The sequence below is a fragment of the Streptomyces subrutilus genome (assembly GCF_008704535.1).
Lineage (GTDB): Bacteria > Actinomycetota > Actinomycetes > Streptomycetales > Streptomycetaceae > Streptomyces > Streptomyces subrutilus.
Window position 1 is genome coordinate 4,803,037 of sequence record NZ_CP023701.1, and the last position, 23,230, is coordinate 4,826,266.

At 74.3% G+C, this 23,230-nt stretch carries 23 protein-coding genes and 1 tRNA gene; 10 read left to right on the forward strand and 14 right to left on the reverse strand.

What is annotated here, in order from left to right:
- Positions 1-40: 40 nt before the first annotated feature.
- The 3 genes from CP968_RS21165 to CP968_RS21175 are packed head-to-tail and all read right to left on the reverse strand — an operon-like array spanning position 41 to position 4,106.
- A complete protein-coding gene (locus CP968_RS21165; RefSeq protein WP_150519490.1) occupies positions 41-1,375 on the reverse strand; it encodes an AAA domain-containing protein in 1,335 nt (444 codons plus the stop codon).
- Positions 1,372-2,961, reverse strand: coding sequence for a hypothetical protein (locus tag CP968_RS21170; RefSeq protein WP_150519491.1), 1,590 nt, complete (start codon positions 2,959-2,961; stop codon positions 1,372-1,374). Before CP968_RS21170 ends, CP968_RS21165 begins: the two co-directional genes overlap by 4 nt.
- Positions 2,958-4,106, reverse strand: a complete 1,149-nt coding sequence (locus CP968_RS21175) for a hypothetical protein (protein WP_150519492.1) — start codon at positions 4,104-4,106, stop codon at positions 2,958-2,960. The genes CP968_RS21170 and CP968_RS21175 overlap by 4 nt, the downstream gene beginning before the upstream one ends.
- A gap of 182 nt (positions 4,107-4,288) precedes the next feature.
- Between CP968_RS21175 and CP968_RS21180 the strand changes: the two genes are divergently transcribed.
- On the forward strand, positions 4,289-4,885 hold the full coding sequence (locus CP968_RS21180; RefSeq protein WP_150519493.1) for a histidine phosphatase family protein: 597 nt from the start codon (positions 4,289-4,291) through the stop codon (positions 4,883-4,885).
- Between the two features lie 11 nt (positions 4,886-4,896).
- Here the strand turns inward: CP968_RS21180 and CP968_RS21185 are convergent, their stop codons facing one another.
- Positions 4,897-6,213, reverse strand: coding sequence for an NsdA family TPR-like regulatory protein (locus tag CP968_RS21185; protein WP_150519494.1), 1,317 nt, complete (start codon positions 6,211-6,213; stop codon positions 4,897-4,899).
- A gap of 292 nt (positions 6,214-6,505) precedes the next feature.
- On the opposite strand from CP968_RS21185, the gene CP968_RS21190 reads away from it, so the two are divergent.
- From CP968_RS21190 to CP968_RS21200, 3 genes are all read left to right on the forward strand, one after another.
- Positions 6,506-6,916, forward strand: coding sequence for a hypothetical protein (locus CP968_RS21190; protein WP_150519495.1), 411 nt, complete (start codon positions 6,506-6,508; stop codon positions 6,914-6,916).
- 34 nt (positions 6,917-6,950) lie between these two features.
- On the forward strand, positions 6,951-7,835 hold the full coding sequence (locus CP968_RS21195; protein WP_150519496.1) for a spermidine synthase: 885 nt from the start codon (positions 6,951-6,953) through the stop codon (positions 7,833-7,835).
- Positions 7,836-7,997: 162 nt separating this feature from the next.
- Entirely contained in the window at positions 7,998-8,630 is a 633-nt protein-coding gene (locus tag CP968_RS21200) for a class I SAM-dependent methyltransferase (protein ID WP_150519497.1), read from the forward strand.
- Between the two features lie 30 nt (positions 8,631-8,660).
- Here the strand turns inward: CP968_RS21200 and CP968_RS21205 are convergent, their stop codons facing one another.
- Complete coding sequence (locus CP968_RS21205; RefSeq protein WP_150519498.1) at positions 8,661-9,197, reverse strand: hypothetical protein; 537 nt, start codon at positions 9,195-9,197, stop codon at positions 8,661-8,663.
- A 79-nt stretch (positions 9,198-9,276) separates the two neighbouring features.
- On the opposite strand from CP968_RS21205, the gene CP968_RS21210 reads away from it, so the two are divergent.
- Positions 9,277-9,963 (forward strand): response regulator transcription factor, encoded by a 687-nt coding sequence (locus CP968_RS21210; RefSeq protein WP_150519499.1) that lies wholly within the window; start codon positions 9,277-9,279, stop codon positions 9,961-9,963.
- The gene (locus tag CP968_RS21215) at positions 9,960-11,348 is read left to right on the forward strand and encodes a HAMP domain-containing sensor histidine kinase (protein ID WP_150519500.1); all 1,389 of its coding nucleotides are present in this window, start codon (positions 9,960-9,962) and stop codon (positions 11,346-11,348) included. The genes CP968_RS21210 and CP968_RS21215 overlap by 4 nt, the downstream gene beginning before the upstream one ends.
- A gap of 132 nt (positions 11,349-11,480) precedes the next feature.
- Here CP968_RS21215 and CP968_RS21220 read toward each other — a convergent pair whose 3' ends face one another.
- Positions 11,481-11,993, reverse strand: a complete 513-nt coding sequence (locus CP968_RS21220; protein ID WP_150519501.1) for a MarR family winged helix-turn-helix transcriptional regulator — start codon at positions 11,991-11,993, stop codon at positions 11,481-11,483.
- Between the two features lie 94 nt (positions 11,994-12,087).
- Here CP968_RS21220 and CP968_RS21225 point away from each other — a divergent pair, with 94 nt between their 5' ends.
- Positions 12,088-12,909: an NAD(P)H-binding protein gene (locus tag CP968_RS21225; protein ID WP_150519502.1), complete on the forward strand. Its 822-nt coding sequence runs from the start codon at positions 12,088-12,090 to the stop codon at positions 12,907-12,909.
- 178 nt (positions 12,910-13,087) lie between these two features.
- Here CP968_RS21225 and CP968_RS21230 read toward each other — a convergent pair whose 3' ends face one another.
- From CP968_RS21230 to CP968_RS21245, 4 genes are read right to left on the reverse strand one after another with little or no spacing between them, the layout of a single operon-like run.
- Positions 13,088-14,440, reverse strand: coding sequence for a GH1 family beta-glucosidase (locus tag CP968_RS21230; RefSeq protein ID WP_150519503.1), 1,353 nt, complete (start codon positions 14,438-14,440; stop codon positions 13,088-13,090).
- Positions 14,437-15,261, reverse strand: coding sequence for a carbohydrate ABC transporter permease (locus CP968_RS21235; RefSeq protein ID WP_150519504.1), 825 nt, complete (start codon positions 15,259-15,261; stop codon positions 14,437-14,439). The genes CP968_RS21230 and CP968_RS21235 overlap by 4 nt, the downstream gene beginning before the upstream one ends.
- A complete protein-coding gene (locus CP968_RS21240; protein WP_373304127.1) occupies positions 15,258-16,223 on the reverse strand; it encodes a carbohydrate ABC transporter permease in 966 nt (321 codons plus the stop codon). The genes CP968_RS21235 and CP968_RS21240 overlap by 4 nt, the downstream gene beginning before the upstream one ends.
- Before the next feature lie 28 nt (positions 16,224-16,251).
- The gene (locus CP968_RS21245) at positions 16,252-17,580 is read right to left on the reverse strand and encodes an ABC transporter substrate-binding protein (RefSeq protein ID WP_150519506.1); all 1,329 of its coding nucleotides are present in this window, start codon (positions 17,578-17,580) and stop codon (positions 16,252-16,254) included.
- Positions 17,581-17,683: 103 nt separating this feature from the next.
- Here CP968_RS21245 and CP968_RS21250 point away from each other — a divergent pair, with 103 nt between their 5' ends.
- Positions 17,684-18,727: a LacI family DNA-binding transcriptional regulator gene (locus CP968_RS21250; RefSeq protein ID WP_150519507.1), complete on the forward strand. Its 1,044-nt coding sequence runs from the start codon at positions 17,684-17,686 to the stop codon at positions 18,725-18,727.
- A gap of 58 nt (positions 18,728-18,785) precedes the next feature.
- Here CP968_RS21250 and CP968_RS21255 read toward each other — a convergent pair.
- From CP968_RS21255 to CP968_RS21270, 4 genes are all read right to left on the reverse strand, one after another.
- Positions 18,786-18,858 (reverse strand) — tRNA-His (locus tag CP968_RS21255).
- 104 nt (positions 18,859-18,962) lie between these two features.
- Positions 18,963-19,565: an oligoribonuclease gene (gene orn, locus CP968_RS21260; protein ID WP_150519508.1), complete on the reverse strand. Its 603-nt coding sequence runs from the start codon at positions 19,563-19,565 to the stop codon at positions 18,963-18,965.
- 115 nt (positions 19,566-19,680) lie between these two features.
- Positions 19,681-20,853: a helix-turn-helix domain-containing protein gene (locus CP968_RS21265; protein WP_150519509.1), complete on the reverse strand. Its 1,173-nt coding sequence runs from the start codon at positions 20,851-20,853 to the stop codon at positions 19,681-19,683.
- A 376-nt stretch (positions 20,854-21,229) separates the two neighbouring features.
- The gene (locus CP968_RS21270) at positions 21,230-21,550 is read right to left on the reverse strand and encodes a hypothetical protein (RefSeq protein ID WP_150519510.1); all 321 of its coding nucleotides are present in this window, start codon (positions 21,548-21,550) and stop codon (positions 21,230-21,232) included.
- A gap of 448 nt (positions 21,551-21,998) precedes the next feature.
- On the opposite strand from CP968_RS21270, the gene CP968_RS21275 reads away from it, so the two are divergent.
- On the forward strand, positions 21,999-22,535 hold the full coding sequence (locus CP968_RS21275; protein ID WP_150519511.1) for a universal stress protein: 537 nt from the start codon (positions 21,999-22,001) through the stop codon (positions 22,533-22,535).
- 97 nt (positions 22,536-22,632) lie between these two features.
- The gene (locus tag CP968_RS21280) at positions 22,633-23,202 is read left to right on the forward strand and encodes a GPR1/FUN34/YaaH family transporter (protein WP_150519512.1); all 570 of its coding nucleotides are present in this window, start codon (positions 22,633-22,635) and stop codon (positions 23,200-23,202) included.
- Positions 23,203-23,230: the final 28 nt, after the last annotated feature.

Consider the following 23,230-nt stretch of genomic DNA (forward strand, 5'->3'; position numbering starts at 1 on the left):
CCGGGCCGTCGCGGTCCGCTCGCGGGCGCGTCGCGTCCGGTCAGGGCCGCCAGGCGATCCGGTGCTCCGCCAGGTGGGCCAGGACCGAGTGGTTGGCCTCCCATCCGTCCGGGAACTTCACGGTCACGCCCAACTGCACCGGCTCCGTCGAGGGATGCTCGTCCAGCAGCTCCGCTATGCCCGCCCGGGCCACCACCACGCAGGCGTGCCGATGCCGGGACGCCAGGACGCACAACCGGCCCGTCTCCAGGTGGAACGCCGTCGCGTCCGGACGCCCCGACAGCGGGTGGAGCACCACCGTCAGGTCGTACTCGCGGCCCTGGAGCCGGTTCGCGGTGTCCACCGTGACCCCCGTGACCCCGAGCCCGGCCAGCGCCGTCCGGATCGCCGCCGCCTGGTCGCGGTGGGCCGTGCCCACCGCGATGCGGTCGGCGGTGAGCGGAGCCGGACCCGGCGACCGCTCGTCGGAGGTCACCGCCCCCCGGTCAAGGGTCCGCCGCACCACCGCGGCCACCGCCCGCACCGCCTCCGGGTCCGTGCGCGGGGTGCGCCGGGCCGGCAGCTCCAGCAGGCCCCAGCCCGACTCGGCGGCCTCGTCCAGCACCCGGTCCGGACCCGAACCGTCCGAGGGGACCCCGTACGCGAGCCGCCGCTCGCCCGGGCCCGTACCGCTGCGGAACTGGGTGTACGGGTAGAAGGCGCGGGAGACCAGCGGCGCGGCCGTCGCCGGCAGCCGCCAGGACACCGGCAGCCGGTGCTGCGGCAGCTGCGGATTGTGCGCCAGCAGCGTGCTCACCGCCGAGGCGGACGGATCGTAGGACAGGCCCGCCCACTGCTCCGCGCCCACCACGCTGAACGGGTCCAGCTGGCCCGGATCGCCCACGAACAGGGCCCGCTCGAACAGCCCGGCGACGGCGAGCAGCGCGTCGGAGCGCATCTGGTACGCCTCGTCGACGATCGCGTGCTCCCACGGCTCCGCGTCCTTGACATAGGCCCACTTCGCGGCCGTGGAGATGGTCACCGGCAGCCCGGCGAGCTCCCCCGGCTTCGCGGAGAGCGTGACCGAGGGCAGCTCGCGCAGCGCCGGATCGAACGCCTCGCCGTCGCTGCTGTGCAGCCGGCCCACCCGCAGCTCCGGGTCCTTCTCGGCGAGCCGCAGCACCAGGTCGTCCACCTGCGCGTTGGTCTGCGCCACCACCATCAGCCGCCGCCCGGCCGCGGCCAGCTCCCGGGCCGCCCGCACCACCAGCGTGGACTTGCCCGCGCCGGGCGGGGAATCGACCACCACGCCCCGCTCGGTCCCGTGCAGGGTGTCGTGCAGGATCGCGGCGGTCGCCCGCGCGGCCGCCGCGCCCGGGTCGAAGGCGGTCGTCACAGGAGGTCCTCGTCGGTCACGGCGTCGGGCGCGGGGGCGGTCGGGGAGGTCAGGTGGGCGGGCGGTCCGCCGTGCGTCCAGGGGGTCCGCTCCGGATCGGGCAGCTTCGGGCCGCCGCGCGCGTCGTGCTCGAACAGCGTCCAGCACACCCGGTCGCCCTTCTCCGGCACCGAGCCCGGCTCCGGGTCCCGGCCGCGGCCCATCTTGTCCAGCAGCCGCAGCACCAGGTGCCCGTCCTCGTCGAACCGGACGAACCGCGCCGACTGCGGCCGGCCGTCCAGCGAGCGGAACACCTTGGCGCCGCCCTCCTCCGAGAGCTGCGGCCGGTCCTCCGTGGCCACCGTCACCAGCGGGCGCGGACTCGGCCGCTTCGCCTCCGTCCACTCCATCACCACCTCGGTGACCTCGCCCGCGAACGCCTCGCCCGCCAGGCGCCGGCCCGCCATCACCAGCGGGTCGTCCAGCGCCTCCTGGGCGTCCAGCCGCACCTGCTCCGTCTCGCGCGTGGCCAGCTTCTGGGCGGCCGTCACCGCGTCGTCACGGCGCGGCTGCGGAGGCTCGCCCGCCCGCACCCGGTCCCGGTGGCCGGTGTACGACCAGCGGTCGCGGGTCCAGCGCTCCTCGGCCCGCTCACCGGCCGGCAGCTCCCGCAACAGCTCCACCGAGCGCCACACCGCGTCCCACGTCGGCCGCAGCTGGGCCTCGACCAGCCGCCGCACCTCCCGCTCGGCGCGCCCGGCCGCCTCCGGGCCGGCCGCGTCGCCCGCGGCCCGCGCCGCGCGGGCCGCGTCGAACCGGGCCATCGCCGGAGCCAGCAGCCGGTTGTCGAAGGCGGGGTCGGTGGCCGGCCCCGCGGGCGGGACCAGCAGCTGCCCGTCCCGGTCGCGGCCCAGCTCGGCGCGCAGGGCCGCCTCCGCGCCCGACTCGCCCGCCGGGGGCGCCACCCAGGCGAGCAGCGCGCCCAGGTGCTGGTCCTCCAGGGTGCTCTGGCCCGTGGCCCAGTGCCGGGACAGCAGGTCCGTCGCCGCGAGCAGCAGCGAGGAGCCCGGCACCCGGGAGCGCTCCCCGAGGTGCGTGAACCAGCGGCCCAGCAGCGGCACCCGCGCGGGCGCCGGGTAGGGGTTCTCCGGGTCCTCCTCGGCCGTGCGCCGGAAGCGCATCGAGCGCCCCAGCAGCCGTACGTACTCCACGCCCGCCCGGCTCGGCACGATCACCTGCGGTGCGTCCAGGCACAGTTCGGCCTCGACCTTCGTCTTGCGACCGGTCTCCGGATCCGTCTCGCCGCGCTCCACGAGCTCGACGGCGTCCGCGTACGCGTCCACGTACGGCAGCACCAGGTCCGCCAGGTCGGCCAGGAAGGACCAGCGCAGGTCGCGGTCGCGCGGCTGCGGGACCACCAACAGCGCCGGCTCCGCCGGATCGGTGCCCACCAGGGCGCCCAGCGGCGCCCCGGCCTCGCCCGCCGTCGTCAGCGGTACGAGGACCAGCGGGCGCGCGGACAGGTGCCGGTGCCGCACCGTGGCCAGCGCCCGGGCCCGGCCCGCCCGGACGGCCTCCAGCCGCGCGAGGGTGTCCAGGAGCGTCATCCGACCGGCTCCAGTGCCTCGGCGCGCAGCAGGGCCGCCCGGTACAGGGCCGCCGCCGTGGGGTCCTCGGCGGCGCCCGGCCCGGCGGCCGCCGCGAGGGCCCCCTCCACCGTGGTCAGCGCACCGAGCTCGCCCCGCACGGACCGCCCCAGGGCGGTCACCTCGTCGGCGGCGCGCGCCTTCTCCCGGCAGTGGAAGGCCAGTTCGCAGGCGGCCAGGCACTCGGGGGCGTAGGCGGCCTCGACCGCGGCCACCGCCGCGGCCCGCTCCTCGGCGGTCCGCTCGGGGCCGAAACCGAGCCCCGCGGGCAGCGCCGCGGCCAGCTCCTCGACGCGGGTCAGCCGCTCCAGCTGCCGGCGGGTCACGGCCCGCTCGCGGCGGACGTCCACCGGGGAGGCGGTGGGCAGGTTGGAGAAGTCCTTGGGGCAGACCAGCAGCACGGTGTGCCCGGCCCGCGCGCCCGGCAGCTTCCCTGCGGTCCTCTCCAGGGCGAGCACGTACACGGCTGCCTGGCGGGCGGCGGCGCCCACCTTCGCGGCGTCCGCCGCCCCGTCGATCATCGGGAACGACTTGATCTCCACGACGGTCCAGCGCCCGTCGGGATGGACCACCACGGCGTCCGGCTCCAGGTAGGCGGGGGTGCCCGCCACCTCCAGGGCCAGCATCGGATGGTCGAGCAGGGTCCACGCCCCGGCGGCCGTGGCTTCGCGCAGGGCCAGCGCGGTACGGGCCGCGCGGCCCTCGGGCCCGGCGGCGCTCAGGTCCGGGACGCGGGCGTCCGGCCCGGGTGCCTCGCCGCCCGGGTCCAGGTGCGCGTGGACCAGCCGCAGCAGCTCGGCCCCGCCGTCGCTCTTGACCTTGGCCTCGAAGGAGTTCCCGCGGACGATCGCGAACTGCGACTGCCCGAACGGGGCGGGGGAGCCGAGCGCCTCCGCCAGGACGGTCTTGTCCACGCCGGCGCCGTCGAGCAGCGCGCGTCTGCCGCACCCCGGGTTGGCGGCCAGGGCCGCCAGCGCCCGGGCGTCGAGCGGACGGGGCGGCACGGCGGGGCCGCGCAGATCGGCGAGCCGCTGCCGCAGACCGGTCGGCTGCGAAGCCTGCTGCGCGCTGCTCTGCGGAGGGACGCTGGGCGGGTAGGAGCTCACCCGCGGAAGTGTCCCATCCGCCACTGACAATCGCGCACTTACCGCGGAATGCGGCCGGTGGGCGAGGGGCCCGTTCCGCTCGGGGACCGGGGTGGGCGGCCCGGTGTTCACGTGATGGATGATGGACGGACGACGGAACCATCGTAAAAACGTACGAACTCTCACGTACCGGGAGAACTCACATGGCCCCCCGCATCCTGCTGGCCCGCCACGGCCAGACGGCGTGGTCCCAGCTCGGCAAGCACACCGGACGCACGGACGTGCCCCTGCTGGAGGAGGGGAAGCGGGGCGCGAAGCTCCTCGGCGAGCGGCTCTCCCGCGACCCGTGGGCGAGCCTGCGCGGCCTGGAGGTGCGCACCAGCCCCCTCGTGCGCGCGAGCGAGAGCTGCGACCTGGCCGGCTTCGGGGCGCAGGCCGATCCCTGGGACTCCCTGATGGAGTGGGACTACGGCGACTACGAGGGCATGACCCCGGCCGAGATCCAGGCGGTCCGCCCCGGCTGGCTCATCTGGCGCGACGGGGTGCCGGGCGGCGAGTCCGTCGCCGACGTCGCCGCCCGCGCCGACGAGGTGGTGGCCTGGGCGCGCTCGGCCGAGCGGGACGTCCTGGTCTTCGCCCACGGCCACATCCTGCGCACCCTGGCCGCCCGCTGGCTCGGCTTCGACGCCTCCTTCGGCGCCCGCATCCGGCTGGAGCCGACCTCCCTCTCGGTCCTCGGCTGGGCCTACGGGGCCCCCGCGCTGGAGCGCTGGAACGACACCGGGCACCTCGACGGGTAGAGCCCGACGGCCTAGGCCGCCGCGTGCCGGGTGAGGAAGGCGCCCACGCGCGGCGATCGCCGGTAGGGGACCAGGGTGCGGGCCGTCTCCGAGAGCAGGGACCGCACCCGGGCGGAGCGGACCTCGGCCAGCAGGTCCAGCACCCGGCCGCCCGCCCAGGCGGCCTCGTCCGGGGCCCCGGCGCGGGCCAGGTCCCCGGCCAGCTCGGCGGCGTAGAGGGCCACGTTCCGGGCGAAGTGCGGGTCCTGGAGGTCGGCGGCCCGGCGGGCGTGCCGGGCCGCGCGGTCGTACTCCCCGAGCGTCGCCCGGCACCGGGACTCCAGGGACTCCAGCTCGGCCTCGCCGAAGAAGGACATCCACTCCGGGTCCGCGTCCCCCTCGCCCCGGGAGAACTCGGTGTGCGCGCGGGCCAGCGCCTCCTCGCAGGCCCGGCGGTCGGCCAGGCCCGCCCAGCCGTTCGCCTCGCGCAGCGCGAGCAGCGACAGCAGCCGGGGCGAGCCGAGCCGCCCGGCGGCCCGGCGGCCCGCCTGCGCGGCCCGTACCGCCTCGCGGGAGCGGCCGCAGTCCCGGGCGAGGAAGGCCATGTTGCTGAACGCGTGCGCCTCCAGCCCGGCGTCACCCGAGACCCGGGCCGTGGCCAGCGCCTCCGCGTAGTGCGAGCGGGCGTCGTCGAAGCGGCCGGAGTCGTGGGCCAGCCAGCCGACGGACACGGCCAGTTCGCCGGCGCCCGCGTGCAGCCGGTCCTCGGTGGACTGCCGGGCGGCCCCGGCGTCGAGCAGCGCGTACGCGGCGCGCAGGGGCTCCGCGGCCCGGCGGTACAGGGCGTCCGCACCGTGCCGGTCGTCGAGCAGCCGGATCTGGCGCACGGCGTCCTCGACGGCCGCGGCCTCGCTCTCGCCGGCGCGGGACGGGACGCGGCGGGTGTCGCCGAGCAGGGTGAGGCCGAGCGTCGCGGCCGCCACGGTCGCGGAGCCGCCCGCCATGAACGCGCGACGCAGCACGTCGCTCTCCTTGGTGCCGTGACGGTGGGGAAGGGGTGCGGGGACGGGGCCGCGCCGGCCGGCGCGGCCGCGGACGGCCTCGCGCGGCGGGAAGCCGAGGTCGGCCAGCGTACGCCCGGGGAACATGTGCAGGAAGACCCGTTCGTACGCGTAGTTGGGGCAGCGGATCTCTCCCGCCTCGACCCGTCCGATGTAACGGGCGTCGCAGGAAACCGTTTCGCCGATCTCCTTCGCCGCCCGGCGCACCAGGGCCGCGAACTCGGCCGGGGAGCGCTGCCCGCGCAGCCTCCGGAACGTGGAGTTGGGTGACTGGGGGGACGCCGCCATGGACGTGGCCTCTCTGGCGAGGAACGCAGCACCGGGGCCGTGAGGGGTGGAGCGGGCGGCCCGGCGCGCACGAACGTACCGCCAGTGACAGGGCGTTCACGCGATGTTTGGCTACAAAACGGATATCTCACCCGCGATCCGCCATGAACTGCCATCCTTTGCGGGCTCTTGCCACCGCACCCGTTGACGTTCCCGTGCGTTGAACCCACGCGGAGCGGGATGCGGGCTTCACCACGGCGCCCCTCCGTGCCCGTACGCGGATCGAGGAGGGGTTCCCTTGGTGGAGGCCGGCATGGAGAGCACTGGAACGAACACCGCGCCGCCCCCGCCCGGCGCGACCCCGCCCGGCGCACCGGACCTGGTCACCGTGCCCACCCGGCAGGGGCTGGAGGCGGTGGACATCATCCGGCGCGCCGCCAGCCTGGCCGGCGGGGTCGGACCGGTGCTGCACGACGGGTCCTGCGACACCCTCGGGTTCCTCGTCCCGCCCGGCACCGCCGACGCGTGGGACGTGCCCGGCAGCGCCTGTACGCAGACCAACGGGCGCGGGATGCGCTTCGGGGACGTGCTCTCGCCCCCGGCGGGCGGCACCGGATGGCTGCTCCCGCCGGAGGCCGTCGAGCCGGTGACCGACCCCGCGGTGCTGCGCGCGGCGCTCGGCGAGGCGGCCCGGTTGATCGAGGCCGCCGACAACTGCCGCTGACGCCGCAGGGCCCCCGACCGGCGACAATGGGGGAGTGGCAGGCAAGGACAGGGACCGGGGCAAGGACAGGCGGCGCGGCCGGGACGGCGCCGGGGCGGTCGTCGGGCAGGTGGACGGCGGCCTGGCGGAGCTGGAGCCGGACCGCGAACGCGCCGACGCCTGGACCCTGTTGATCGACGGGGCCCCGCAGTCGCACGTGGACCTGGCCGACCCGCGGCACCTGGGCTTCGCCTACCAGCGCCGGATCGGCCACCTGATCGACCTCGCGGCCCCCGCCCGGCAGCCGCTGAACGTGGTGCACCTCGGCGGCGGCGCCTTCACCCTGGCCCGCTACACCGCGGCCACCCGCCCCCGCTCCGGCCAGCAGGTCGTGGAGATCGACGCGGCGCTGGTGGCCTTCGTACGGCAGCACCTGCCGCTGGACCCGCAGGCGCGCGTCCGGGTCCGGGCGGTGGACGCGCGGGCGGGCCTGGCCAAGGTGGCGGACGGCTGGGCGGACCTGGTGATCGCGGACGTGTTCCACGGCGCGCGCACCCCGGCGCACCTGACCAGCGCCGAGTTCCTGGACGACGTACGGCGGACGCTGGCGCCCGGCGGCTGGTACGCGGCCAACCTCGCCGACGGGCCGCCGCTGGCCCACCTGCGGGGCCAGATCGCGACGGCCGCGTCCCGCTTCGGCCACCTGGCGCTGGCCGCGGACCCGGTGGTGTGGCGGGGCAAGCGGTTCGGCAACGCGGTCCTGGTGGCGGCGGACCGGGAGCTGCCCGTCGCGGAGTTCACCCGCCGCGTGGCGAGCGACCCGCACCCGGGCCGGGTCGAGCACGGCCGGGCCCTGGCCGACTTCGCCGGCGGAGCCCTTCCGGTCGCCGACGTGTCGGCGGTAGCCTCTCCGCAACCGCCCCCCTCGGTCTTCCGGTAGCGCGGCCCGCCCTCCGGGCGTCGCGCTGCGTGAGCGCACGGACGCACGCCGAAGCGGACCCGGGAGAATCTTGAACAACCCTTGGCACAGGCCTGATCTTGCGTAGCCTTGGACCATCTCGGGGGGGATGCCCTCTATTGACCTGTCAGGAGACGGCCGACGATGTCCCAGAAGCCCGCTGACTCCGGCGCCCCGGCGCCGGCGCCCAGCACCGCCGGATCCGACTACACGCGACGGCTCGCCCGCCTCGAACAGTCCGGGATCAAGCGCCTGCTGCCCACCCAGGCGCCCTACCGGTGGAACCTGCAGCGGCTCCGGCTGGGACGGGTCCTGGACGTCGGCTGCGGCCTCGGGCGCAACCTCCTGAACTGCGGACCCGACAGCGTCGGCGTGGACCACAACCCGCACTCCGTGCAGACCTGCCGCGAGCGCGGCCTGAACGCCTACACCCCGGACGGGCTGGCGGCCGCGCCCGACTGCGGTCCGGGCTCCTTCGACAGCCTGCTCGTCGCGCACGTCCTCGAACACGTCGAGGAGGACACCGCGGCGGCGCTGCTGGAGCAGTACCTCCCGCTCGTACGGCCCGGCGGCAAGGTCGTCATGATCACCCCGCAGGAGGTGGGCTACCGCTCCGACGCCACCCACATCCGCTGGGTCGGTTTCGAGGAGCTGCGCCACCAGGCTGAGCGGGCCGGGATCTCGGTGCGCCGCACCTACTCCTTCCCGTTCTCGCGGCCGATGGGGAAGGTCTTCCCGTACAACGAGTTCGTGCTCGTGGGGAACGTGCCGGCCTAGGCCGTCCCCGGATCGCGCCCGGCCCCGGCGCTACGGATCGACCAGCTCCACCAGCGGCGGATGGTCGTGCCAGGTGCAGAAGACCGACACCTCGCGGCCGTCGCGGCTGAAGGTGACCCGGATCCACACGTCCTGCTTCCACACCTGCATCCGCCAGCCGGGCGCGGGCGTCGCCGACACCAGCTCGGCCGAGGAGGACCCGAGGTCGAAGACGACCCGGCCGCCCGAGACCGGATAGGCCCGCACCGTGCCCGCCCCAGCGTCCTGCGCCTGCCGGGCGGGCGGGCCGCCGGTCGGCTTCGCGGACGGCCGGCCGCCGGTGGGCCCGGCGGAGCCCGGCGCCGACGGCTTCGGGGACGGCGCGGGGGACGGCGGCGCCGGGGAGGACGGCGAGGGCGGCAGGGCCTCGTGGGTCGACGAGGACAGCGGACGGGTGGTCAGCGGCACGGCGAGCGGCGGATCGTAGGCCGTGCCCGACATGACGGTGTGCACGCCCCACCACGACAGGGTCACCGCGGCCCCGGTCGACAGCGTCCACGCCATGGCATGTACAAGTCCTCTTCGCATCGCTGGACATACTGCACCACCCGCCACAAGAGTGGTCCGCCACCTCCCGGGGTCCCTCGAATGGGCTACGGTGCGGGCCATGGCAAGTGTGCTCGTGGTCGAGGACGACCAGTTCGTACGTTCCGCCCTCATCCGGCACCTGACCGAGGCCTCGCACACCGTGCGCAGTGTCGGCACGGCCCTGGAGGCCCTGCGCGAGGTCGCCCACCACCGCTTCGACGTGGTCATCCTCGACCTCGGACTGCCCGACCTGGACGGGTCGGAGGCGCTCAAGATGCTCCGCGGCATCACCGATGTCCCGGTGATCATCGCGACCGCGCGCGACGACGAGGCGGAGATCGTCCGGCTGCTCAACGACGGCGCCGACGACTACCTGACCAAGCCCTTCTCGGTGGAGCACCTCTCCGCCCGGATGGCCGCCGTCCTGCGCCGCTCCCAGGCCGCCGCCGCCGAACCGCCCTCGCGCGTCCTGCGCGTCGGAGGGCTCGCCATCGACCCGCTGCGCCGCCAGGCCGAACTGGACGGCGCCGTACTGGACCTGACCCGGCGGGAGTTCGACCTGCTGGCCTTCCTCGCCGGGCGGCCCGGGGTCGTCGTGGCCCGGCGCGAGCTGCTCGCCGAGGTCTGGCAGCAGTCGTACGGCGACGACCAGACCATCGACGTGCACCTGTCCTGGCTGCGCCGCAAGCTCGGCGAGACCGCGGCGCGGCCGCGCTACCTGCACACGCTGCGGGGCGTGGGGGTCAAGCTGGAGCCGCCCCGGTGAGGTGGGCGCTGGTCAAGGTGTGCCTCGCGGTGACGACCATGGTGGCCGTGGCCTTCGCCGTACCGCTCGGGCTCGTGGTCCGGGAGATGGCCAGCGACCGGGCGTTCTCCAACGCCGAGCGGCAGGCCGCCTCGATCGGGCCGACCCTGTCCATCACCACCGATCCGCTGCAGCTGCGCAAGGCGGTGGAGACCACGCAGACGGGCGCCGCCGGGCGGATGGCCGTCCACCTGCCGGGGACCGGCGACGGCCCGCCCGTGGACATCGGCGAAGGGCGGGCGGACGCGCGGGCCGTCGCCGACACCCGGCGGATCGGACGGGCCGCCACGACCGGTGTGCCCGGCGGCGGTTCGGTGCTGCTCCAGCCTACGGCCCTCGGGTCCGGGGACATCGCGGTGGTGGAGATCTTCGTGCCCCGCAGCGAGGTCGGCAAGGGAGTCACCACCGCCTGGGCGGTCCTCGCGGGCGTCGCACTGGCCCTGGTCGTCGGCTCGGTGGGGGTGGCCGACCGGCTCGGCGCGCGGCTGGTCCGGCCGGCCGCCCGGCTGGCGGACGCGGCGCACCAGCTCGGCGAGGGGCGGCTCGGCGCGCGGGTGCCGGAGGACGGGCCGAAGGAACTCCGTTCGGCGGCCGTCGCGTTCAACGCGATGGCGGACCAGGTGGTCGGACTCCTCGCCAACGAGCGGGAACTGGCCGCCGACCTCTCGCACCGGCTGCGGACGCCGCTGACCGTGCTGCGGCTCAACACGGCCTCCCTGGGCGACGGTCCGGCCGCCGAGCAGACGCGGGCGGCCGTGGAGCAGCTGGAGCGGGAGGTGGACACCATCATCCGTACCGCGCGCGAGCAGCGCCCGGCCACCGGCCCGGTCGCGGCGGGCGCTGGAGCCGGCTGCGACGCCTCCGAGGTGATCCGCGACCGGATGGCGTTCTGGTCGGCGCTGGCGGAGGACGAGGGGCGCGAGGTCCGGCTCGCGGGAGTGGACCGGACGGTGCGGATCCCCGTTGCGCGGCCCGAACTGGCCGCGGCGCTCGACGCGATGCTCGGCAACGTCTTCCGGCACACCCCCGAGGGCACGCCCTTCGCGGTGGACGTCCACGACGCCTCGGACGCGGTCATCGTGCTCGTCTCGGACGCCGGGCCGGGCATCGCCGATCCGGACGCCGCCCTGCGCCGCGGCAACGACGGCGGGCGCGACGGCTCGACCGGACTCGGCCTGGACATCGTGCGCCGGGTCGCGGAATCGACCGGCGGCGATGTCCGGCTGGGGCGGTCGGTGCTCGGGGGGACCGAGGTGCGGGTGTGGATCGGGCTGGACGGGCGCGACCGCGCCGGATCGGGCGGCGACCGGGGCCGACGCGGGCGGCGCAGGCGGCGCGGGGACTGAGCGGGGGCGGGGCGGGGACCGAGTGGGGGCGGGGCGGGGACCGAGTGGGGGCGGGCGGCGCGGGCGGACGGATGGCCGGTCGGGCGGGCGGGTCGGGCGGGTCGGGCGGGTCGGGCGGGTCGGCGGTCCAGGTCAGGCGGCCGGTCCGGCGGTGTCACCCGAGGTCAGGCGTTCGGTCTGGGCCCGGCCGACCTCGGAGGCGCGGCGCAGATAGTCGGCGATGACGGCGAGTTCGGCGTCGGAGTAGCCCTCCAGGACGGCTCCGAAGGCACGGCCGGGGGTGTCCCAGGCCGCGCCGATCCGTTCCCGGGCCTCGGGGGAGAGGGAGACCAGGGAGCGGCGGCGGTCATGCGGGTCGGCGTGCCGCCGGACGATGCCCGCCTTGGCCATCCGGTCGACGAGCCGGGTGGCGGAGCCGGAGGTCAGGCCGGTGAGGCGGGCGATCTCCCCGGTGCTGACGGGTTCGGACTCCAGGCTGAGCAGGCCCACGCACTGGAGGTCGGTGGGGTGCAGGCCGATGTGGTCGGCCAGGGCCTGGTTGAAGAGGGAGTAGTCGGCGTAGTGCCGCTGGCTCCCGGTGACGATGCGCGCGAGCAGCTCCGCGCGGCTCCAGGCCTCACCCGTACGGGGGGAATCGGTTGACATCGGCCTCTCCCTGCCTCAGATTTGACTGTGTGGCGCAGAGGTTGCAGGACGCAGAATCTGTGTCACATGCTCATCCTAGGAAAAGGAACCTGCCATGTCGATTCTCGTCACCGGCGGCCGCGGCGCCGTCGCCCGCGGTCTCACCCGCCTGCTCGCCGAGCGCTCCCTCCCGTACCGCCTCGGGTCCCGCGCGCCGGACACCCCCGGAGCCGTCCCCTGCGACCTGCGCGATCCCGCGACGTTCCGCGGCGCGCTCGCGGGGACCCGCTCCGTCTTCCTCTACGCCGAGCCCTCGGCGATCGAGGCCTTCACCCAGGAGGCCGTGGCCGCCGGAGTCGAGCACGTCGTGCTCCTGTCCTCCTCCTCGGTCCTCGCCCCGGGCGCCGCCGACAGCGCCCTCGCCGCCTCCCACCGGGCGGTCGAGGACGCCCTCGCCGCCGCACCGCTGCGCACCACCCTGCTGCGCCCCGGAGCCTTCGCGAGCAACGCCCTCGGCTGGGCGCGGTCGTTGAGGTCCGGCAGGCCCGTACGCCTGCCGTACCCCGAGGCCCACGGCGACCCGGTCCACGAGGCCGACCTCGCGGAGGCCGCCCTCGCGGTGCTCACCGACCCGGACCGCGCGGGCCGGGCCTACACCCTGACCGGCCCCCGGTCGCTCACCTTCGCCGCCCAGCTCTCGATACTCGGCGAGGTCCTCGGCCGGCCCCTGCCCCACGAGAAGGTCACCGCCGGGGAATGGAAGGCCGGGGTCGAGGGCCACATACCCGGCCCGTACGCCGATGCGCTCCTGGACCTGTGGGCCGCCGCCGACGGGGTGCCGGTCGAGGTCACCGGCGAGGTCGAGCTGCTCACCGGGCACCCCGCCCGCACCTTCGAGACCTGGGCCGCCGACCACGCCGCGGACTTCGGGGCATGACGCGGCCCCGGCGCGAGGTCGTCTCTTTCGGATCTTGTCGGCCGAGCCCGCGGCGTCTGGTGCCGTGCCTGGGCGTGCTGCCGGGGCGCTCGCGTACTGGACGTACGTGGTCGCCTCGGCAGTGCGGCCAGGCACGGTGCCAGGCGTCGCGGGCCCGGCACGATCCGAAAGAGACGGCCTAGAGGACTCCCGTCCGGGCCAGCCGGGCGTACCAGTGGGCACTGGACCGGGGGGTGCGGGCCTGGGTGTCGTAGTCGACGTGGACGATGCCGAAGCGCTTGCTGTAGCCGTAGGACCACTCGAAGTTGTCCATCAGCGACCACAGGAAATAGCCCTCCACCGGGGCACCGTCCGCCAGCGCGCGGTGGATGGCGGCCAGGTGACCGCGCAGGTAGTCGATGCGAGCCGGGTCGTGCAGCTCCGGGGCGTAGGCCGCCCCGTTCTCCGTGACCAGCAGGGGCAGGCCCGGGGCCTCGCGGGCGAAGCGCATCAGCAGGTCGTGGAGGCCGGTCGGGTCGATCGACCAGTCCATGTCGGTCCGCTCGCCGGGCGGCTGGTGGAAGGCGATGTCGTCGGCGGCCGGCCAGGGGGAGTGGGCGGTGGCCCCGTGGCCGTCGGCGCGCGGACCGCCGGGACCGGGGGAGGCCGAAACCACGGCCGGGGTGTAGTAGTTCACGCCCAGGAAGCCCAGCGGCTGATGGATCAGCGCCTCGTCACCGGGGCGCAGGAAGGACCAGTCCGTGACGGCGGCGGTGTCCGCCAGCAGGTCCTGCGGGTAGGCGCCGTGCAGCAGCGGTCCGGTGAAGATCCGCGTCGCCAGGGCGTCGATGCGGCGCCGGGCGTCGAGGTCGGCCGCCGAACCGGTCAGCGGCCGTACCGCGCTCGGGTTCAGCGCGATGCCGACCCGCGCCGAGGAGGGCAGCGCGGCCGCGGCCAGGCCGTGGGCCAGGTTGAGGTGGTGGGCGGCGCGCAGCGCGTCGGCGGGGGAGGTGCGGCCGGGTGCGTGGATCCCGGACGCGTAGCCGAGGAAGGCGCTGCACCAGGGCTCGTTGAGGGTGGTCCACATCTCCACCCGGTCGCCCAGGGTCGCCGCGACCCGCTCCGCGTACGCCGCGAAGGCGTAGGCCGTCTCCCGCTCGGGCCAGCCCCCGGCGGCCTCCAGCTCCTGCGGCAGGTCCCAGTGGTAGAGGGTCGGGCTGGGCGTGATGCCGTGCGAGAGCAGCTCGTCCACCAGCGCGTCGTAGAAGCCGATCCCGCCGGAGAGGACCCGCGGCCAGGACACCGAGAACCGGTAGGCCCCCAGCCCCAGCCCGGCCATCAGCCGGACGTCCTCCCGCCACAGCCGCAGGTGGTCCACCGCCACCTCGCCGGTGTGGCCCCCGTACACCTTGCCGGGCGTCCGGCAGAAGGTGTCCCAGATCGAGGGCCCGCGCAGTTCGGCACCCCCCTCGATCTGGAAGGCCGCCGTGGCCGCGCCCCAGAGGAAACCCTCCGGGAACCGCAGACCGGCACCCGAGTCCGTGTCCGTCATCCCTTCACCGCCCCTTGCATGATGCCGCCGACGATCTGGCGGCCGAAGACGAGAAACACCAGCAGCAGCGGGAGCGTCCCCAGCAGGGCGCCCGCCATGATCACCGACTGGTCGGGGATGTACCCCCGGCCCAGCCCGGTCAGAGCCACCTGCACCGTCGGGCTGCCGCTCTGCGTCAGCGCGACGATCGGCCAGAAGAAGTCGTTCCAGGCCATCACGAAGGTCAGCATCCCCAGCACCGCCATCGCCGGCCGGGCCGCCGGGAACACCACGTGCCACACGACCCGCAGCGAGCTCGCCCCGTCGGTGCGCGCCGCCTCCACCAGCTCCACCGGCAGGGCCTGCGCCAGGTACTGCCGCATGAAGAACACCCCGAAGGCGGAGACCAGCGTCGGCAGGATCACCGCCTGGAGCCGGTCCGTCCAGGACAGCTGGGCGATCAGCATGTACAGCGGGACCACGCTCAGCTGTGGCGGGATCAGCATCGTCCCGACCACCAGCGACATCAGCAGCCGGCGTCCCCGGAAGCGGAGTGTGGCGAACGCGAAACCCGCCAGCGTGGAGAAGGCCACCGTGCCGGCGGCGACGGTGCCCGCCACGATCACGGTGTTCAGCAGTGCCGTGCCCATGTTGGCGTCGGTCCAGGCCATCTGGAGGTTGCGGCCCAGGTTCCCGCCGAACCAGAACGGCGGAGGGGTCTGCGCCAGCCGCGTATTGGTCCGCGAGGCCGCGATGGCCGTCCACACCAGCGGGAAGAGCGAGCCCGCCGTGAACAGGGCCAGCACCACGTAGGTGAGCTTGCCCGCGCGCAGTGACCTCATCGCGCGTCCCCCCGTCCGCGCAGCAGCCGCGCCGCGCCCGCGATCAGCAGAAGGATCAGGAACATCGCCCACGCGATGGCCGAGGCCCGCCCCAGGTGCAGGTTGACCCAGCCCTGCTCGTACAGGTACAGCCCGAGCGTCTGGAACTGGTGGTCCGAGCCGCCCGTGGCACCCGCTCCGCCGTTGAACAGCAGCGGCTCCCCGAACAGCTGGGTCGCCCCGATCGTCGACACCACGCAGGTGAAGAAGATCGTCGGCCGGAGCGCGGGCACCGTCACGTGGCGGAACTGCTGCCAGCGCGAGGCCCCGTCCAGCGCGGCCGACTCGTACAGCTCGCCCGGCACCGCCTGCATGGCCGCCAGGTAGATCAACGCGTTGTACCCGGTCCACCGCCAGATCACGATCGTGGAGACCGCCAGCTGGGAGGCGAAGGTGCCGTTCTGCCAGTCCACCGCGTCGAAACCGACCGCCGACAGCGCCCAGTTGACCATCCCGTAGTCCCGGCCGAACAGCAGCACGAAGACCAGCGTCGCGGCCGCCACCGACGTCGCGTACGGGGTGAGCACCGCGACCCGGAAGAAGGCCGAGCCGCGCAGCCGGTAGTTGAGCACGTGGGCCAGCCCGAGGGCGACGGCAAGCTGCGGCACCGTGGACAGCAGCCCGATGGTGACGGTGTTGCGCAGCGCGTTCCAGAAGAACTCGTCCTCCCACAGCCGGGTGAAGTTCTTCAGACCCACCCACGTCATGGCGCTCGGGTCGGTCAGCTCCACCTGGTGCAGCGCCGCCCAGCCCGTGTACAGCAGCGGGAAGAGCCCGAAGGCGGCGAAGAACAGGAAGAAGGGCGCCACGAAGGCGTACGGGCTCCAGCGCAGGTCCCACCGGTAGCGGCGCGAGCGCCACACCTGCCCGCGGCCGCCCCCCTCCGCCGCCGGCTGCCGGGAGCCGGCGGCGGAAGGGGACAGGACAGCCGTCTCGTCCGTCACCGCCGCCTCACTGGTCCAGTGCGTTGTCGATCGCCTTCACCGCGGCGTCCCAGCCCTCCTGGGGACTGCGGCCCTTCTGGTCGACCTGGAGCATCCCGATGTCCGCCAGGTTCTGCGCGATCACCAGGTCCTTCGGGCCGATCACCGTCACCGGCACCCCCTCCGCCGCCCGCGCGAAGATCTCGCCGATGGGAGCGCCGCCGAAGTAGGCGTGCCGTGCGCCCGACACCGCGGGCAGCCGGTAGGCGCCGCTCGCGCTCGGGAAGCTGCCGCGCTTCTCGAAGAGCTTCGCCTGCTGCTCCGGGGCCGTCAGCCAGGCCGCCAGCTTCGCCGCCTCCTCGGCCCGCTTGCCCGCCTTGGGCACCACGAGGAAGGAGCCGCCCCAGTTGCTGGGCTTGGGCGCCGCCGCCACGTCCCACTTGTCCTTGCCCGCCGGACCGGCCTTGTCCTGGATGTACCCGAGCATCCAGGCCGGGCAGGAGACCGTGGCGAAGGTCCCGTTCGAGAAGCCCTGGTCCCAGGCCGGGGTGAACTGCTGGAGCTTCGCGCTCAGCCCCTCCGTGGCGAACGAGGCCGCCAGGTCGAAGGCCCCGCGGACCGCAGGGTTGGCCTTGTAGACGACCTTTCCCTGCTCGTCGTAGAACCGCTGGGCGCTGCTGCCGGTCACCGCCGCCATCACGCCCGACGCCGAGTCCACGAAGGCCTTCCCGTCCCCGGCCTTCGCCTTGTACGCCTTGCCGGCCTCCAGGTACTTGCCCCAGTCGCCCGCCCACAGCGCCCCGACGGCCGCCCGGTCGGTGGGCAGCCCGGCCGCCGCGAAGAGGTCCTTGCGGTAGCAGATGCCCTGCGGGCCGATGTCCGTGCCGAGGGCGACCGTGGAGCCGTTCTTCGCCGTGCCCTGGGCCCACTTCCACGGCAGGTACGCCGCCTTGTCCACGCCCGGCGCCCTGCCCAGGTCGACGAGCTTGTCCGCCTGGGTGGCGGTGATCTCGGCGATGTTGTTGACCTCGACGGCCTGGATGTCGGCGAGTCCGCTGCCGGTGCCCAGGTGGGTCAGGAGCTGCGGGTAGTAGTTCTCGTTGCGCTCGATGGAGGTCTGCTCGATGCGGACCCCGGGGTTCTGCGCCATGTAGTCGTCGTAGAGCCCGGCCTCCTGGAGGCCGAAGGCACCGAAGACCCCGACGGTCAGCGTCGTCTTCCCCTTGCCGTCGGCAGAGGCGCCCGGCTCGGGCTTGCCCTCCGGGTCCTGTGCGCACCCGGAGAGCAGCAGCGCCGCCGCTCCCACCGCTGTGCCTACCGTGATGAGGGTTCTTCGGGCTCGGGCGTGGGCTCGCATGTGCATCCTCCCTGAAGGACGAAACGTGCCGGGGTGTCGTGTGCCACAGTGTGGGAGCGCTCCCACAGTCGTCAAGGGGTAGATTCACAACCGGGAGGAAACCATGAACGGGCACGGGCGCGGCGGGGGACGGCCGACCCTTGAGGAGGTCGCGGCACGCGCCGGAGTCGGGCGCGGCACGGCCTCCCGGGTGATCAACGGCTCCTCCAAGGTCAGCGAGCACACCAGGGTCGCCGTGGAGGCGGCCGTCGCCGAGCTCGGGTACGTGCCGAACCGTGCGGCGCGGGCGCTGGCCGCCAACCGGACCGACGCCATCGCGCTCGTCATTCCCGAGCCCGAGGCGCGCTTCTTCGCCGAGCCGTACTTCTCCGAGGTGGTCCGCGGAGTCGGCGCCGCCCTCGCCGAGACCGACGTCCAGCTCGTCCTCACCCTGGCCGGCAGCGACCGCGAGCGGCGCCGGCTGGCCCAGTACCTCTCCGGCCACCGCGTCGACGGGGTGCTGCTGGTCTCCGTGCACGCCGGGGACCCGCTGCCCGAGCTGCTGGCCGAGCTCGGCATCCCGACGGTGATCAGCGGCCGCCGCTCGGCCGCGGAGACCCTCCCGAGCGTGGACTCCGACAACCTCGCCGGCGCCGCCGACGCGGTGCGCCACCTCGTGGAGCGCGGGCGCACGGCCATCGCCACCATCACCGGCCCGCCCGACGTGTACGGGGCCCAGTGCCGCCTGGTCGGCTACCGGCAAGCCCTCGCCGCCGCCGGGCACCCGGCCGACGAGCTGCTGGTCGCGGTCGGCGACTTCACCGAGGACGGCGGCCGCCGGGCCATGCGCGAGCTGCTGGAGCGCCGGCCCGCGCTGGACGCGGTCTTCGCCGCCTCGGACGTCATGGCGGCCGGCGCCCGCCGGGAGCTGCGCGCGGCCGGCCGGCGCATCCCGCAGGACGTGGCGCTGGTCGGCTTCGACGACTCGGTGGTCGCCCGGCACATGGACCCGCCGCTGACCAGCGTCCGCCAGCCGATCGAGGAGATGGGCCGGACCATGGCCCGGGTGCTGCTGGAGCGGATCGCGGCCGGCCCGGAGCGCGGGGACGGCGCGGGCGGCGCGGCGGTGGTGCTCCCGAACCGGCTCGTGGTCCGCGAGTCCTCCTGAGGACGCCGGGCACGCAGAAGGCCCCGGTCGGCTTTCGCCGACCGGGGCCTTCTCGCAGGGTGAGTGACGGGACTTGAACCCGCGGCCACCTGGACCACAACCAGGTGCTCTACCAACTGAGCTACACCCACCATGTCCGGTCGGAGAACCGACCGGCCGAAGAAAAGGGTACAGGGTCCTGGAGGGTGCTCGCTCCACCCTTTTCCCGCGCCCCTCTCCGGAGGTGCCGGACGGGCTAGGCGCCCGGTACGACGTGCCGGGCCGCGATGGCCTTGGCGGTGTCCGAGTCGGGCCCGGGCTGCGGCACGAAGACCGCCTCGCGGTAGTAGCGCAGCTCGGCGATGGACTCCTTGATGTCCGCCAGCGCCCGGTGGTTGCCGTTCTTCGGCGGGCTGTTGAAGTACGCCCGGGGGTACCAGCGGCGCGCCAGCTCCTTGACCGAGGACACGTCCACGATCCGGTAGTGCATGTAGCTCTCCAGCGCCGCCATGTCGCGCAGCAGGAAGCCGCGGTCGGTGCCGACCGAGTTCCCGCAGAGCGGCGCCTTGCCGGGTTCCTTGACGTGCTCCCGTACGTAGGCCAGGACCTGTGCCTCCGCGTCGGCGAGGGTGGTCCCGCCGGCCAGTTCGTCGAGCAGGCCGGAGGAGGTGTGCATCGTGCGCACCACGTCGGGCATGGTCTCCAGGGCCGCGTCCGGCGGGCGGATCACGATGTCCACGCCTTCGCCGAGCACGTTGAGCTCCGAGTCGGTGACCAGTGCGGCCACCTCGATAAGTGCGTCGTCCGTCAACGAGAGCCCGGTCATCTCGCAGTCGATCCACACCATGCGATCGTTCATGTGTCCCACCTTATGCGGTGCGCCGGGGCGCGGGCCGCACAAGCGGAAGGATGCCGAAGGTCCCCCGTCGGTGGTGACCGACGGAGGACCTTCGCCTTCGAACCCGTGGTGCGGGTTACGCGTGTTCCCGCAGGACCCGGCCCGGAGCGTAGAGCTCCGTCACCGTCGGCCCCGCCGCGGCCAGCGCGGCCGCCGCCCGTTGGGGCTGCGGGGTGCGCTGGTGCGGCACGGGACCCCCCGAGATCTCGGAGACCTGGGCCACGTCCGCCTGCGGGCGCCGGGCCCGGTAGGCGGAGCGGTAGGCGGCCGGGGAGGACCCCAGCTGCCGTCGGAAGTGCCCGCGCAGCGCGACCGGCGAGCGGAACCCGCAGCGCCCGGCGACCTCGTCGACCGAGTAGTCGGAGGTCTCCAGCAGCCGTTGCGCCTGGAGCACCCGCTGGGTGATCAGCCACTGGAGCGGCGCACTGCCGGTGAGCGAGCGGAACCGCCGGTCGAAGGTGCGCCGGCTCATGTAGGCGCGGGCCGCCAGGGTCTCCACGTCGAACTGCTCGTGGAGGTGCTCCAGCGCCCAGGCGACGACCTCGGCCAGCGGGTCGGCGCCGATCTCCTCCGGCAGCGACCGGTCGAGGTAGCGCTCCTGGCCGCCCGTGCGGCGCGGCGGGACGACGAGCCTGCGGGCCAAGGCCCCGGCCGCCTCGCTCCCGTGGTCCGTGCGCACGATGTGCAGGCACAGGTCGATTCCGGCCGCCGTGCCCGCGGACGTGAGCACGTCTCCGTCGTCGACGAACAGCTCGCGCGGATCGACGTGGACGGACGGGTACCGCTTGGCCAGCGTCGGCGCGTACATCCAGTGCGTCGTCGCGGGCCGGCCGTCCAGCAGACCGGCGGCGGCGAGCACGAAGGCCCCCGTGCACAGTCCGACGATCCGGGCCCCCTCCTCGTGCGCCAGACGCAGCGCGTCGAGCGCCTCCGGCGGCGGCGGTGAGGTGATGGAACGCCATGCGGGCACGACGACCGTCCCTGCCCGGGCGATCGCCTCCAACCCGTACGGCGCGGTCAGTTCGAGTCCGCCGGTGGTCCTGAGCGGACCGTCCTCACCGGCGCACACGAGCAGTCGGTAGCGTGGAACTCCCGCGTCCTGCCGGTCGATGCCGAACACGGAAAGTGGAATGGAGCTCTCGAAGATCGGTCCGCCGCTGAAGAGCAGCACCGCGACGATCTCCCTGCGGCGACGCCCCGCGAGCTTCCGGCCGGCGTCTGTGACGACGGCGGTGGAATCCTGGCTCATGGCGCTAAGCCCCCCTTGGGTGTCGCGACTCCTTGGTCTGGTCGCACCTGCACGTTTCCCCTCGGCCTTGCACGTGGATCCCCCGCCGTAAAAACATGATCGAATCTACTGCGTCCCGTGGTGTCGGCGTGACAAGTTCAGCACGCAGCGCTATGTCGACTTGGCAACTTGGCGAAAAGCATTCGATCAGGAAGCGTTCCACTCCGCTAGCGGGGTGGGAAGTGTGCCGTCCGGCCATGGCCAGTACCCGCAGGGTCGTGGCGCCCCCCGTCCTTCGTCGTCCCTGGTGGTAGGGGGGGTGGGGGGACATTCCGGCAAGACGGGCACCTTGCCGGGAAGTTGGCTGAAAACATGCGGGTGTGGGTGTGCGAATGAGTCAGTCGTGCGGGGAGATCGAGTCGGAGGCGTGGCAGCCGCGGTGGTTTCCGGTGCCGGAGCGCGAATGCCGGCCGCGGTGCGCGGACGGGGTGCGGGCCTCCGCCGGGACCCGGGCCGCGGCCCGGTCGGTCTTCTCCGCGTAGCGCAGCATCGCCCGGCACGCGGCCGTCACGACGACCAGGCCGAGGGTCGCGACGGCCGCGCCGCCGAAGGAGGCCCCGTAGACGACGAGGACCACGGGGACGAGCAGGCAGCTGAAGGCGGCCCAGCGTACGACGTCACCCGCGGGGTCGTCGTGGGGTCGTCCGGCGGGGTGCACGGACGGGTGAAAACCGGATCGGTGCGACGGGGCGGATCGGGCGGGCGGCCGGGCGTGCGGCGGGGCGGGCGGGGCGGACTGGATCGGCTGAGCTGGCTGGACGGGGTGGACCGGATGGCCGGGCACGGCGTACTCCCTGCGGGCTCTTCCTGGGCGGTCGGACGGCTGTCCAACGCCCGGCGCAGCGCGTCGGTCACTGCGCGCACGGGTGGCGCCGCCCCGACTCGTCACTGGCTGTAGGGGGCAGCGGCCATTGCCAAGGGGCGCTCGCTCCGGCATGCTCCCTGGGACGCTCTCCAAGGGCGGCATGCCCTGTGCAGGACAGGAGTGTCGCCGTACCCTGGTGGGTAGGGCTTGGGAAGATGCTTCCCGGACAGAGCTCCGTCACCCTGCGTCGCCGATTTCGTCCCCCTGTTGCTTCCTCCAAGGACCTCTCCGCCGAGACACCATGGCCGGTCACGAATTCTCCGAACCAGCGGACCGCAAGCGCAAACGCGTCGCCGCCGACCCCGCGTCGGCCGCGGACCTGCGCGCGGTGGAACAGACGCGCCTCCCCTGCGACCCGGCCTTCCGGCACGGCGTCGTCGTGGGATTCGACGGCTCCACGTCCAGTGAGCGGGCCCTCGCGTACGCGATCGGGATGGCGCGGCGCTCCGGCTCCGGTCTGATCATCGTCCACGTGGCCAACCGGCTGCCCACCACCGTGTGGGCCGGCTGCGAGCCGCCCGTGTTCGTGGACGTCCCGGACCACCGCACCGAGGTGCTCGGGCTGGAGCTCGCCTGCGCCGACTACCTGGCGGAAGTGCCATGGATCCTGGTCGAGCGGGGTGGGGACATCTGCCATGAGCTGGAGGAGGTCGGCCGGGAGTATTCGGCCGACGCCATCGTGGTGGGTTCCACCCACGGGATCGTCGGGCGGATCTTCGGTTCGGTGGCGGGCCGGCTGGCCAAGCGCGCACAGCGACCGGTCGTTGTCATTCCGTAATCGCGCGTCAGGCGATGGTGCGGTTGTGCACCCGTGTAAAGGGTAGATAAACGCTGCTGGGACGCAGCACACAACTGCAGATCGAAGGGAGCCCGCCGTGGACAACGGTGTCTCTGCGGGAAGCACGGCCTCGACCTCGACCCTCGGGCACATCGCCCTGGGGCTCACCCTTCTCGCGTTCGGTATCGGCCACACCGGAGTGGTCGACGGCGTGAGCGCCGCCGGTTCCGTGGCGCTCGCGACCTACGTGGGCGGTGTCGCCCTCTTCGTCCTCGGGCTCCTCGCCTTCCGCGCCGGAGACGGCTTCGACGGCACCGCCTTCGCGGGCCTCGGCGCCTTCTGGTTCACCTGGGCCGCCGGAGCCGACGCGAAGGTCTCGGCGGACGCCGCCGGGACGTTCCTGCTCCTCTTCGCCCTGCTCGGGATCACCCTCACCGCGGGCGCCGCGAGCGGGCTGTTCGGGCGGGGCGTCTACGGCCTGTTCACCCTCTCCCTGCTGCTCCTGGCGATCGGCGCCTTCGCCGACAGCGGGGTGCTCGGCAAGGCTGCGGGCTGGGTGGCCGCGGTCGCGGGGCTGCTGTCCTGGTACGGGGCGACCGCGGCCCTGGCGCACTGGCCGACGGCGCTCGGCAGGGGAGCGCGCCGCGAGGCGGTCGCCGCGGGCTGAACCCGTCACGACGCACGAGGGCGGCGGC